General features: G+C 61.6%; 13 protein-coding genes and 2 pseudogenes. 7 read left to right on the top strand and 8 right to left on the bottom strand.

Features of this window, described 5'->3' with window-relative positions; all coding sequences use genetic code 11:
• Positions 1 to 15: 15 nt before the first annotated feature.
• On the bottom strand, positions 16 to 465 hold the full coding sequence (locus BMF89_RS14720) for a hypothetical protein (protein ID WP_078107856.1): 450 nt from the start codon (positions 463 to 465) through the stop codon (positions 16 to 18).
• On the bottom strand, positions 466 to 933 hold the full coding sequence (locus tag BMF89_RS14715) for a hypothetical protein (RefSeq protein WP_253190830.1): 468 nt from the start codon (positions 931 to 933) through the stop codon (positions 466 to 468).
• A gap of 228 nt (positions 934 to 1161) precedes the next feature.
• On the opposite strand from BMF89_RS14715, the gene BMF89_RS14710 reads away from it, so the two are divergent.
• Complete coding sequence (locus BMF89_RS14710; protein WP_078107854.1) at positions 1162 to 1377, top strand: hypothetical protein; 216 nt, start codon at positions 1162 to 1164, stop codon at positions 1375 to 1377.
• Between the two features lie 243 nt (positions 1378 to 1620).
• On the top strand, positions 1621 to 3417 hold the full coding sequence (locus BMF89_RS14705) for a MarR family transcriptional regulator (RefSeq protein WP_139359685.1): 1797 nt from the start codon (positions 1621 to 1623) through the stop codon (positions 3415 to 3417).
• Between the two features lie 84 nt (positions 3418 to 3501).
• Here the strand turns inward: BMF89_RS14705 and BMF89_RS14700 are convergent, their stop codons facing one another.
• The 3 genes and pseudogenes from BMF89_RS14700 to BMF89_RS14685 all read right to left on the bottom strand — a co-directional run.
• Entirely contained in the window at positions 3502 to 4104 is a 603-nt protein-coding gene (locus BMF89_RS14700; RefSeq protein ID WP_078107853.1) for a recombinase family protein, read from the bottom strand.
• A gap of 468 nt (positions 4105 to 4572) precedes the next feature.
• Positions 4573 to 5643: a hypothetical protein gene (locus tag BMF89_RS14690; RefSeq protein ID WP_078107851.1), complete on the bottom strand. Its 1071-nt coding sequence runs from the start codon at positions 5641 to 5643 to the stop codon at positions 4573 to 4575.
• Between the two features lie 495 nt (positions 5644 to 6138).
• Positions 6139 to 6382, bottom strand: a pseudogene (locus BMF89_RS14685) (transposase); the annotation flags it as partial.
• A 193-nt stretch (positions 6383 to 6575) separates the two neighbouring features.
• On the opposite strand from BMF89_RS14685, the gene BMF89_RS14680 reads away from it, so the two are divergent.
• The gene (locus BMF89_RS14680) at positions 6576 to 6962 is read left to right on the top strand and encodes a hypothetical protein (RefSeq protein WP_078107850.1); all 387 of its coding nucleotides are present in this window, start codon (positions 6576 to 6578) and stop codon (positions 6960 to 6962) included.
• A gap of 9 nt (positions 6963 to 6971) precedes the next feature.
• On the opposite strand, the gene BMF89_RS14675 is transcribed toward BMF89_RS14680, so the two are convergent.
• A complete protein-coding gene (locus BMF89_RS14675) occupies positions 6972 to 7625 on the bottom strand; it encodes a hypothetical protein (RefSeq protein ID WP_253190829.1) in 654 nt (217 codons plus the stop codon).
• Positions 7626 to 7627: 2 nt separating this feature from the next.
• The gene (locus BMF89_RS14670) at positions 7628 to 8599 is read right to left on the bottom strand and encodes a ParA family protein (protein WP_078107848.1); all 972 of its coding nucleotides are present in this window, start codon (positions 8597 to 8599) and stop codon (positions 7628 to 7630) included.
• 1015 nt (positions 8600 to 9614) lie between these two features.
• On the opposite strand from BMF89_RS14670, the gene BMF89_RS14665 reads away from it, so the two are divergent.
• From BMF89_RS14665 to BMF89_RS14650, 4 genes are all read left to right on the top strand, one after another.
• Entirely contained in the window at positions 9615 to 9848 is a 234-nt protein-coding gene (locus BMF89_RS14665; protein ID WP_078107847.1) for a hypothetical protein, read from the top strand.
• A gap of 75 nt (positions 9849 to 9923) precedes the next feature.
• A complete protein-coding gene (locus tag BMF89_RS14660) occupies positions 9924 to 10430 on the top strand; it encodes a hypothetical protein (protein WP_078107846.1) in 507 nt (168 codons plus the stop codon).
• A 31-nt stretch (positions 10431 to 10461) separates the two neighbouring features.
• Complete coding sequence (locus BMF89_RS14655) at positions 10462 to 10740, top strand: glutaredoxin domain-containing protein (protein WP_069953121.1); 279 nt, start codon at positions 10462 to 10464, stop codon at positions 10738 to 10740.
• Between the two features lie 127 nt (positions 10741 to 10867).
• Complete coding sequence (locus BMF89_RS14650; RefSeq protein WP_078107844.1) at positions 10868 to 12316, top strand: AAA family ATPase; 1449 nt, start codon at positions 10868 to 10870, stop codon at positions 12314 to 12316.
• Between the two features lie 139 nt (positions 12317 to 12455).
• On the opposite strand, the pseudogene BMF89_RS21985 reads toward BMF89_RS14650, so the two are convergent.
• A pseudogene (locus BMF89_RS21985) lies at positions 12456 to 12640 on the bottom strand (hypothetical protein); the annotation flags it as partial.

Genomic DNA, 12640 nt, shown 5'->3' with positions numbered 1-12640 from the left:
GAGTAGTCGCATGGCTCAGCAGAGGAACGGATCGGGATCGGACGAGCTGTTCCCGCGGGTCTTCTTCGACATCTCGAAAGCGAAATCCTCCACCCACCGTTCTACGGGATGATTCGGAACGGCTCGGCAGCTGATGTTAATTGCGTCTGCGGTTTCCCTCAGCATCTCTTCCGAGAGGGACGGCAGAGCCAAGGGAGTTTGAAAGCTCTCCAAATAGATGTGTCCGAGCTCATGATAAATGCAGTGAAGTTTGTATTGCAGCGAGTTCTGCGGGGGAAAATACACGTTGATGCGATCGTCAAATTCAGCTTTGAAGGCCGTCAGCGCTCCCCAGGATTCCTTGTACTCGATCAGATTGATCGGCTTCTCACAGATCACGGTCAGGCGCTCAACAACTTCCTTCATCGATGTCGTGCCAACTCCGCATAACTCACGAACCTTTTCCCGGACCGGCGGGAGAGCCATTCACTCGTCACCGTTCATCGATGCATCGATGATTTTAGTGATCGTCCTCAGAGTTTCCGGCGAAGTCGCTCCCAGGTTTCTCGCGGCGAAATTCTTCACCTTGAGCTTTCGCATCTGGACAAGAAACTCCATCCGCGATTCGACCTCGGGCGGAGTCTCACTGTTGAGATCACACAGATAAGTAGCCGGCACGTCAAAAACGAACTCAGCGATGCCCTTTAGGAGTTCTTGATCTGTCACCAGGCTGCCAGTGCCATTGATCAAGTAGGACCAGCGGGTTCGCGACAGGTGGATTCCGTGGGTGGAAAGTGCTTCCTCGACATGAGGGTAAGTCAGCGCTGTGTTGTTGTCGGACTCCCAGATATCCACCAGGATGCCCATGCGATCCGCCAGCCGTTCTTTCTTCTGTTGCTGCGTAAGAAACACGCTGCGGCCCCCATGTGCCATCGTTAAAGCTCCTTCAGCCAAGGTCAGCTGCTTGTGGTGTAGACCGCCACATAGGGCAGGCTGACAGCTGACACAAAATGTTACCTGATGCCATCCGGAGCGTACAGGCAGTGCGCAACTATTGAGTTGTGCATGTGCGGAGCATGTATGTAGGCTGTCGCTTGCCTGGTCCCGGGGGCGCGATCGCCGCCATCGCGACACGTTCTGTATATCTACAGGTTCTCTTAAACCGAGGTTAGGGTGGTCTACATGGAGGAATACCGCGCACCCAAGCTGATTGGGAAGAGGGCACCACTGAACTGTCTTGTGCTCCCAGACCAGCATTACCGAGCCTGGAGGGCGATGCAGCGGTACAACATGTCCTTCGGTGAGTATGTCGGCGCGCTGATCGACCGCGCGGCCGGGCTCCCCAACAAGCTTGATGGTATGCACCAGGAGGCTTTGCCTATCGATAAGGCCGGTTAAACGAAGATGGCCCGCTTTCGCGGGCCTTAACTTCGAAAAAGTTTTGTTGTTCAGATCCTGATCTTGGCGGACACCGATCTGAACTTTATTCAACACCCACCCAGTGGGTGGATCTTTTCGTACCCTTCCACAAGTGAAAGGAACTTGGTCCCTATCGTACAGCCTGTCTTGGCTGGGTCAACATCCGTTGAACCCGGTATTCATGTTCGTGTCGCACCAGCGCCTGTTTCGGCGCCCGGGGTTGTGTGGTCGGCATTGGCCCCCCTTCTCGCTGGCCAGCCCCGTGTGCGCCTGTCCCGTGATGGCGGCAGATCGTATCCGCAGAAGCATGAGCGGGACCTGACCGGGGCTCTCCCCTCGTTTCCGGCGGCGGTGCGTATTTTCGGGAAGGACGGCACGTGCGCTGCCATCTTCCTTGACTTTGACTCCTCCGTTGCCGGCGTTGACCTGGTCACGGCCGAGGTCAGGGCGGTGACGTCCTGGCTGGGCCGTTGCGGTGCACGGTGGATCGAGGACTACTCCCCCAACGGTGGCCGGCACGTGTACATCCCGCTGCAGGAGCGGGTGACGTTTTCGCAGGCGCGTGATCTTGTCGAGGCCCTGGGCACCCGGTACCGGAGCCTGGACAAGACTCCGCACCAAAACCTGTTGCACGGCTGCATGCGTGTTCCCGGTTCCCCGCACAAGCGCGGTGGCCACCAGGAACTGGCCATGAGCCTGAACACCGCCTACGACATCGCCCGGCGCCCGAACACACCTGGCGTGTGGACGACAATGAACGCTGAGCTGGCCGGGGAGATCTCCGTGGTACGGGCCCTACGCCAGGAACACACCCTCACGGCACTACCGGCCATGGAAGAAGGCGCACAGCAGGTTCTGCAGGGCACAGGCCGGATGTCCCGGACCATGCTGCAGCTGGCCATGACCGGGCTCTATGACGCCAACAGGTATCCCACTGACTCCGAGGCCCGCCAGGCCGTCCTGGCCGGCGCCGCGGCCGCCGGCCTCGCCGTCACCGACGTGCAGCGCCGCATGCTCCAGGGCCACTGGCCAGGCCTGGCCTCCTTCTACGCCCGCTACCCGGCCCGGCACAGGACCAAGGCCCTCAAGGACGACTGGGCCAACGCCGTCGCCCATGTCCAAAAAACCCCGGGCGCGCCGGACGGGAAAAACAATGCCCGTAAAAACCCCACAAGCCAGCCTTCTACACAGGGGGGAGGGTTCCCAGGGTCTGCAGTCTCGTCAACTCCGGATGCTGAGCACCGGTTCATCCGGACCTGGCGCAACGCGCTCAGGCTGAAGGAACCCCGCTACCGGGACTCCAGGAACGGGCTGGCGAGAAGAATGATCCTGCGCGCGTTGGGCCAGGCTGCACACATGACAGGGTCCCGGTTTGTGGAGTTCGGTGTCCGGTCCGTTGCCGTGGCTACGGGGTTGGATCACACAACTGTTGCCACGCATCTGCGGGCGTTGAGGTCAGAACCGGAGTCCTTGGTGACCCTTGTGGAAAGTGGCAGGGGAACCAAGGGAGATCAGTACATGCTGACCATTCCCGAGGACGTGAAGCCGGCTGCTGAGGATCTGTCCTGGTCCAAAGGCAAGCTCCATGCCCTGCGTCCGGTATTCCGGGAACTGGGCCTGCCTGCGGCGTTCGCGTATGAGGCGTTGGAACGTTCGTCGGGTCCGTTGCGGAGCGTGGATCTTATCCGGGCCAGCGGGCTCTCAAGGACCGCACTGAGTGAGGCCCTTGAGAGCCTGGCGGCGTGGAACCTGATCAGCCGGGACAAGGGCCTTGCCTGGTCGATCGTGGCCGCGACGTCCTTGAAGGACCTCGCTGAGCGGTTCGGTGTCCTGGATGTCGTGGCCGGGCAGCTGAAGAGATATCAGCAGGACCGCATCATCTGGAAAGAATGGCTCACCAAACGCGCCCACACCGTCGCTGAGCTCCTCTCCCCCACCGACGATTACCCCTGGGAAACCTTCGAAGGCCCACCGGACGACTGGACCCTCGCCCACATGGCCTTCACAGCAACCGGATAGCAACAACGATGTGGCCGCACGGGACCCCTGCGGCTTCGTTACGGGGTCTGAGGAGGAACGGGAGGTTGAGCCGCAATGGAACGGTCAGTCACGTTTAGCGGCTTGTTTTGGGCTTTGGTCGATTTGAGGGCTTGCCAGGGTGAGTGTTTTGTGGACGACGCCGATTGATATGCCGAGGTTGTTGGCGATGGTTCTGATGGACTCGCCGCGTTCGCGTCGGGCCAGGATGGCAGCTCGTTTGTCGTCGTCCACCACGGGGCGTCGACCTCCGACACGGCCGTTCCGGCGGGCGGCCTCTAGGCCGTTCTTGGTTTTGGCTGAGATGTCGCGGCGGCGGTCTTCTGACAGGGCCAGGGCGATATCGAGGATGAAGGAACGTTGGGTGTGTTCGCCGGCGGCGATCCCGGCGAGGACTTTGACGGCGATGCCGTGTTGGAACAGGTCGTTCAGGACGATGAGGCCTTCGAGGAGGTTGCGTCCGAGTCGGTCGACTTCGTGGATGGCGAGCATTCCTCCGGGAGGTACTTGCGAGATTGCTTCCAGCAGGACTGGCCGGTCCTTAGTTGCCAGTTTGCCGCTAGCTTTTTCTTCGAAGACTTTCCAGCAGATCGGCTCCAGTGCATTGTGCTGCCGGGCGGTGTTCTGTTTATCGGTACTGACCCGGACTAGGCCGACGAGGATTGACATGCGCGTTACCTATTCGTTCATCAAACATTGTTTTCAACCATGATGAACACTACTGGTTGATGAACGGCCAGATGAACGTTCGGTGGTGTGTTTCGTGTCCTTGCGGGCCGGGCTGTGGTGGTGTTCGGGAGACGATCGTTTGATGAACGGGTGGAGAGCCTTGATGTTTGGTCATGTCTCGTCGTCTTCATCTCAGCCCGACCCGCATCAGACCGGTCAGTCACGCCAAAAACGGCCAATGAACACTCTAAACGTGACTAACCGTTCCATTGCAGCTCAACCCCCGGAACCGCGCGAGGACGTCATGGAGAAACCAGCACGTCGGCGCCACAACAATCTGAGCGAACACGATGAGAGCAAACGATCCACGAACAGTGACCAAAGGACGGCCATTCCGCCTGCCCTGGACGGGGCTAAAGCCGGCCTCTCGCAACGTCCGTTGCGCCTCGGCGTTCAATCTGGCCATGACTATTGCTCTCCGCCAGCCCGTGGGCGGCGTTCTTTCGTCTTCGCCTCACGTGCTTGGGTTAGTTCGGCGCGCAGTTGGTCGATTTGGCGGCTGTAGGTCTCGTGAAGGTCTTTGACACGTTGTTCACCATGGATGCGCTCACGCTCGACGTCCGTCCGGGCCGCTTCACGCTCTGCCGTCAGCGTCGCCACGTTGCTGCGCATATCGGCAACCGCTTCACGGGCGGCCTCAAGGTCGGCACGGACACCCGCCACCTGACCCCGCGCCTCTTCGGCCGCGGACTCCTCACGGTCAGCGCGCGCCGCCTCCGCCTCAACGCGGCTCTCGGCCACTCCCGTACGCCGGTCTGCCACAACCCGGGCCCGTTCCTCTGCCCCGGCCCGCTCGGCGGCGGCGTCGCGTTCGCGTTCAACCAACGCCAGTTGCACCCGTACCGCATCAAGGTCGGCCCGCAGGCCGGCACTCTCGGCTTGCGCCAGGTCCCGGTCGGTGGCGGCCGAGGCATGGGCCTGCGCGAGTTCCGCACTAAGTTGCTCGCCCGTGGCCCGTGCTTCCTCCAATTCCTCCTGGATGCCTGACAGCTTCTGGGCGAGTTCCTCACTCGTTCGGGTTGCTTCTTCAGCTGCCGCATCGGCCTCGGCCTTCTCGGCCTCGGCCCGCCGCTGGGTCTGCTCGGCACGGGTGGCCCGCGCGTTCGCGCCCGCGACCTGCTCGGCCGCCTCGCTGGCTACCGACTCAATCTGAGCTTCGGCCGCCTCGGGATCACCCACCGTGCGCAGTTCCTCAACAAGCATCGCCAGTTGCTGGCCAAGGTGCTCGATCATCCCGCTCACCTGGCCGCTGATCTCACTGGCCCGCTGACGCGCGGAATCCACGGGGCGGGCCTCAGCGCCCTTTGCAGCGTCCTGACTGGGGCGCTGCCGTGCCCGCCATGCCGAAGCGCGGGTATGGGTGGGGTCATCGCAGTACTCCGGCGGACGGCCGGTGCCTGCCTCGGCGGCCATGGCGGGGCGCTGGCACCCCGGGAACCGACACGTGCGCTCGTCAGCTTCAATAATGTTCTCGCTCATAGTGTCATCATAGCGTCTTTCGTTGCATAACGAAAGACGAAACGGAATACGTAAACGAAATACATAACGTAACGAAAGACGGACACCAGTGTCATTGTAAGGTCCGGCGCTCGGTGGCGCGGAATTACCAGCGCTATACGCGAAGGACGCGGTGGAGAACACCCTTCACAAGGCGATCTGCAACCGCACCGTGAAGCTCGCCGAAGCCCAGAACGCGATCGCAGCCAACTGGACGACCGCGCTGAAAACCCTCGGCCTTTAACCTCAGCACTCCCCCGGGAAGCCGGGCGGAATTGGCCGCAGACCGGCTAGGTGCGTGGGTCGGAAGTGGTTTACCGGTTCCGCGTGTTGGTGCGGTGGCGACCCAGGGGCCGGTCTCCTTTCCTGAAAAAGGGGATCGGGCTCCCATTTTTTTGGGCAACAACGGCTGGAGGCCCGTCAAGGGGTGTGGCGGGGTGCTGCACCGGGGTCCCGGGCGGGCTCCCCGTGGGCTGTTCAGGCGATTTGCGAGCGGTAGCTGAAGAGTTTTAGCAGGTTGTGGCAGCCGGCCATCAGCTTCCATTCCCCGGAGGCCTTCTCCAGCCCGCGCAACAGGACGTGCTTGCCTTGCCGGGTGGTTGATCTGTCCGAAGACAGGTTCCACGATGGCTTTGCGCCGGGCGTAGACCGCCCGGCCTTTCTTCGTTTTAAGTTTCCGGGCCATCCGCTCGGCCAGGGTCGCGTTCGCCGGGATCCTACCGAGTGCGAGGAGAAAGGCCAGCTTGCTTCTGAGCTCACCCACGCCCGTACGGCTGCGGCGGCCGAGCGGGAGCAGGCTCAAGCCGAAGCTGAACAGCTACGGGGTGACCTGGAGGCCGCACACGCCCAGCTGAGACAGGTTGAGCAGGAACGTGACGCAGTGACTGAGCGCGCAGAGGCTGAGGAACGCTCCCGTGCCGAGGCAGCAGCGTGCAAGGGCCGCCGAGAGCCGTGCCAAGACTGAGGAGGCGCGAGCCGACCGCGCAGACGCCGCTACAGAAGAAATCCGGGGCCAGCTTGAGAGCGCCCGAACCAACGTCGAGCGCACCCGTGACACAGTGGCTGAGCTGCGCGGCAACCTGGCAACGGTAACCGCCGAACGGGAAGCAGCCAGAGCCGACGTTGAACGTGAACGAGCCCATGGAGAGCAGCGCGTCCAGGACCTCCACAACACCTACGGCCGCCAAGTCGACCAACTGCGCGACGAACTGATCCAGGCCCGTGAGACACCGACCAAGGAACGCCGTACCCCGCGCCAGCGATCCGCGGGAGAAGTCGAGAGCCCGGCTCGCGACACGTAGGGCGGATCGTTACTCGGTGGCCCGTTGGAGTTGCTCCCGGTACGCAGTGAGAACACCCACGAAGAACGCATTCCTGTTATCGGCCGTCCAAGTGCGGGCGAGACTGATGATCACCTGCATGTGGTCTTTCCGGAAGCGGATCGGCCTGGTCGCGGGATCAATTGAACCTCGGGCAAGCTTGGGTATTGCCGGTGCCCGTCCGAAGATGTCGTTGGCCGGGATCGGGCTGTCATCCGGCGCGAAAATCTTCCCAAACCGATTGTCGCCGGCAGCCCAGCTGATCGCGTTCAGGACAATGCCCGGATACGAGATCCCCGTGCTGTCGTGGTGCTCCCCCAGCCACTGATTCAGGTCCTTGGGAAGGTAGAGCGTGACGTGCCCGGAATGTTCCTCCTCGGCAGGTTCAATCTTCGCTGGGGTGGAGGCGACAGCGGGCTCCGGTTGGCTCTCGGGCTGTGCCTCGGGCTCTACCGGTGAAGCAGCGGCCTCAGTATTCGCTTCAGGTTCCTGTGGAGTGTCTGGAGCCTCCGGTGCAGGCTCAAGCGCTGTTTCAGGTGCCGGCGCGACCGGAGCTACGTCCACAGAATCAGGCACCGGTTGTAGAACACGCTTCTTCAGGCCGCTGAGTGCGCTGAGATCCATCTTTCCCGGGCTGGAGGGCATACTCACTGGATAGCCCCCTCAAGGTCAACAAGCGCCTCCTCCTGAGCCTGGAGCTCGTGGACGATCTGCTCAGTCAGCCGCATGTAGTCCTCGGCCAGGTTGCCCGCTGAAGTGGCGATGCGGGGTTCATCAGAGGTGCTCTTACCCTTGTTGCGCAGTCGCTCCCAGAACGGTGATTGGCTCGCGGCCTTGGCGGCAAGCTCATGCGCAGCTAGGCCACGGAAGCTGGCGTCTGCATCAGCTGCAACAACGTCGCGGATACTGCCTTCAAAAACAGGAGCGATGCCCTGCAAGGATTCCTGGAGCAACGTCCGGCTCTGCCTGTCCACGTTCGTGGCATTAGAGGGAATGCCGAACAAGACGACACCCAAAAGAGCGACAGTGGGATTGTCGGCCTGGACGCCGATGATCCGCTGGGCAAGGGACTTCAGGCCGCGAATGGACTTCGGCTCTGGTTTCACGGGCGCGATGATCCACCGCGAGGCAAGCATTGCCTCTTCAATGGCTGTCCAGCCCGCCTCAGACGGCGGGGTGTCGATGAGGATGATGTCGTAGTTCGGTGCAATTGTGGCGAGGGTGCGGGCCACTCCCCCGCGCATCTTTCCCTGTCGGCCTGAATCGCCCTGGAAGGCGTCCATGAGCTGCGCTGTGAACTTGCCGCCGGGGAGAACATCCAGACCCGGGCGGACATCCTTGACGGGCACAGGCTCTTCGTCATATCGGACGGCTTTATCCAGCGCGGCGCCGGCGTCGTACCTGGCGTCATTGATGAAGCCCAGGTTGGTCGCAATATCGCCCTGGGAGTCCAGGTCTACGACGAGCACCTTGTAGTCGGCTTCGGCGAGAAGCACAGCCAGATTGGTGGTGAGCGTCGTCTTGCCCACACCGCCCTTGCCGTTGGAGATACAGATGGTGCGTCGCGACGCCCGCAGAACGGCCGGCGACAACGTGTGGGAGGTAGTTGTCGAATCCATAGGGCAAAGTCTAAATGCGGTCAATGCAGTAGAGCCGCACATTCAATATGGTGTTGCACCAGAGTCGCAGTGGTCCTACTGCGCACCTGCTCTGCAAGCTAAGACAGAGTAGACGCGCTATAAGAGTGCAGTAGCTATGCGTTAGATAACCAGTAGGTGCAGACCAGTCACGGAGCACAAGCAGAGTACTCAGGCGCTAATCGCACATTAGATACACCACTGAAACACGCGTTAGAGTCTGCACTTGATTATGCGGTAGCTGCAAAGTTGCTACCGAGTAGAGACGCAGTAAAAGCGCACCTAACAAACGCAGTAGGGAAGCATCCAACAGACGCAGTTACAGAGCATCAGCTATGCAGTAGACGGCACAGTAGAGAAAACGCACTGCATCAGGGGCCCTTGGAAAGCCCGGCGAGCAGCAGCCCGCGTAGCGTTGAGGCCATGGAAGGTCTCGATGTCAGCTGTGGCGCCTGACGGCGTTCCGGTGTCGTTCGTGCTCCGTAAAGGGTCTGGGACGGGGTGCGATGAGTTCCGGACTGACCTTGGTTGCACTGTGCATTCATTGTTGTTGCATCGCTGGTGACTCGTATTGATCTGCGGCGGACCCTCGCGGTTGTCTGCGCCCAGCGGAAATGTGACGCTCTTCTGAGGCTGGACTAAGTCCAGCGGGTGCCGACGTCGTGCCTCTGGAACTCGGGGGAGCAAGCAGCACCTCGAACCTCTGGCCCGAAATCCGAACGCCGAGGGCGCTACGCACGTTCAGAACCCGAAGGACGGCATAGAGAATCAACTCAACGCTGCGGTGTGCCAGCACCGGGTCACCCTCACGGCCGCACAGCAGGCCATTGCGACTGACTGGACCACGGCCAAAGCAAAACTTGGCCTCTAGTACCCAATAACGGACGAAATTGTCGTTGCCGCGTGGAAGGATGCAGCACAGATCGGATGTCAGGTGGCACATTTGTGCCACCTGACATCCGAAATGAGACGACCTAGATGGAAGAGGGCGTGAGCGATGGTTTGGATTATTGGTGGGGGAGCGGTGGTGCTGCTCCTGGGCTTGATGTGGAACATATTTGTGCACCCGATACGGTTTGGTACCGGCCTGCTCAAGCTGGCCCTGGGCGTGGCCGGCATCATATTCCTGCTTGCGGGGATCTTTGCCGGGAACTTCGGTAACGGCTTCCTTGGCGTTCTGCTTCTGGCAGGCGCATCATTCGTGAGCTGGTTCCAAGCAAGACACATGTGAACCGTTTGTATGTAGACATGCGCGTGGGCTCGTTGGAGGTGAATAGATCTTCATCGCACGAGCAAGGAGGAACGCATGGCTATCGCTACGACAGTGAGCATCAAGTACAAGTGCGGACACACCCAGGCAACTGACTTGTCCAAGGTCCCGGCGGGCCGACGTAAGGCCCATGCCTACGGACTGGGGCTGAACCGGATCTGCGGCAGGTGCTTCACAAAGGAAAACGCCGCCGGCCGGGAAACCTGGCTCGCGGAACGGAACGCCCAGGCATTGGCTGAGGCCGAGTCATTCGAGGCAGACCACCAGTTGCCGCCGGTTGAGGGCAGTGAGAAGCAGATTCCGTGGGCGACACGGGTCCGGTACGAGCTTCTTTCCACGGCGCTGCAGGCGTTGACGGTTGACGCGGACGAAACGCTCAGTGCCGAGGACTTTGAGGAACGGATCCTCGTCCCGGCGCGAGCAATCACCCGGGCCAGGTGGTGGATCGACAACGGTGACGCCGACGCCGAGGACGTCGAGGAACTTGTCAGCACGGCTCTTGAGGACGCAGACGATCACGTCGAGACCGAGAACCCGTTCTAGGTCGGCACTCATGCCCGAGAAGGAGGAGCCCTTGAGCATCAAAATCTATTCAAGCCGCGGCTGCACGCAATGCGCCATGACCAAACGCCTTTACGACCGTGACGGCGTGGCCTACGAAACGGTCATGATCGACAACAACGAAACAGCGCAGGCCCGGCTGAAGGCCGCCGGCCACCAGCAACTCCCCGTCGTCGTCACAGACACCGCTACATGGACCGGTTTCCAGCCAGAACGCGTCAAAGCCAGCATCGTAGAGTTCAAAGCCAGCGTCCCTGCCACCTTCACCACGCACGGCCCCGACGTCGCCTGACCCTCAAACCACTAAGGGCCGGCGCAGCCCCCGCTCTGCCGGCCCTTTCCGATGTCCGGTACTGACATGCACGTGGCCGTCCCGGATCGGATTCCTACAGCAAGACTCCGCCTCAGGAAGGGAAACCATGAGCGAGAACCATCAGAATCCACTCACCATGAGTGTCGCCCCACAAGCGAACATCATCGACCGCCACGGCACCTCCATACCGGCCAGGACAGCGTCAGACGCCCATAAAGTCCTCGTCCAGACCGCCAGCCTGCAAGGCGGGTCCATCATGGTCAAGCAGCAGGGCTACAAGGCCTCGGAACCCGCCCTTGGAAACACGATCATCATCCATGCGGACAGATCTGTTGTAGACGAGGTAGAGGATGTCCCTTCCGCTGAGTGGACAGTGAACTACCATTCCTGGATCGTCACGGTCCCCGGACAGAGCTCCTACTTGGTACCGAGCATTGAAACCGCACTCAACGATGCCCAGCTTCTCGCAAACAGCCAGAACCGGGCCGTTGCCGTTCACGTCGCGGACATCAAAACCAATGGTGGTGCGGAGTTCGAAGAGCTCGTCGAGCCCGTCCGCCCGCCACAGGCGGCGCCGGCAGCTCCCCCCGCCCCGGAGATCAAGGCGGCACGGGCGGATGCCCCTGCAGGCCCGGACGAGTCCGCAGCCATCCGATTCAGCCGCGCGAAGCAGCCTGCACCGACCGGCCCGGCCCAGATCGGCGTCCGCGGCGTGATGAACCGGTCCCTATTCACAAAACTTGGCCCCGGCCAGCGTGAGCAGCAGCTCCGGTCCTGGCGCAACGCGATCCAGCGGGGCCTGGACAGCCACAAGACCATCAGTGAAATGAACATCAAAGGCGGCGTGGGCAAGACCACGACCACGTTCCTGCTTGCCGCCACCATCGGACGGATCCGCGGTGGCAACGTCGTCGCGTGGGACAACAACGAAAACCAGGGCAATCTGGCCGAGCGCGCCGCAACCGCCAACCACGACCGCACCGTGATCGATCTGCTCGACAACATTGATGAAGTCCGCTCCCCCGGCGGTGCCGAACGGCTCGTCAACTACGTCCGACCCCAGGGAGAGAACAAGTTCCACGTCCTCTCCAGCGCCAACAAGGCCGGTAATCATGCCCGCATCGACCGCGACACTTTCGGTGACGCCCACGCCGCGCTGAGGGAGTTCTACCACCTGACCCTGATCGACACCGGCAACGCCACCAACGCCTCCACCTGGGAAGCAACCGCCGACGCAGCAGACATCCTCGTTATCGTCACGACAAATAAGGAAGACGGCGCCCGCAAGGCGTTCGCCACGATCGATGACCTGATCTCCAAGGGCCACAAGGACAAGCTCGCCAACGGAATCGCAATCATCAACCAGCCATCCAACGCCAACGCGGAACGGCTCCAGCGGATCATCGACGGCATGAAGGCCCATGTCCGGGACTGTGTCGTCATCCCATTCGACCCGGCGCTGGACGATGGTGATGAAATCGTTTACGAAGCACTCAACACCAAAACCAAGGAAGCCTATATGAACGCAGCCGCCCTCATCATCGACGGGCTCTGACCACGCAGCACCCAACAAACCGCCGCCGTCCTGCACCCCTTCCGCAGGACGGCGGCTTTATCATTGGTGCAAACAGACCCAAGAGGTAGCCAGCCCGCTTGCCACGGCCAGCCTGTCCAGGTCCGTGAAATATCGCCGCTCACTTTGCCGCTGCCGGACCGCCGCTCACTTTGCCGCTGCCGGACCGCTGCCGCTTGCCGCTGCCGCTTGCCGCTGCCGCTTGCCGCTGCCGCTTGCCGCTGCCGCTTGCCGCTTGCCGCTGCCGCTTGCCGCTGCCGCTTGCCGCTGCCGCTTGCCGCTGCCGCTTGCCGCTGCCGCTTGCCG

The organism is Arthrobacter sp. SRS-W-1-2016 (assembly GCF_002009585.1).
GTDB classification, from domain to species: domain Bacteria; phylum Actinomycetota; class Actinomycetes; order Actinomycetales; family Micrococcaceae; genus Arthrobacter; species Arthrobacter bambusae_A.
The sequence above is the reverse complement of the archived record's forward strand: the minus strand, read 5'-3'. Positions and strand labels throughout refer to the sequence as shown.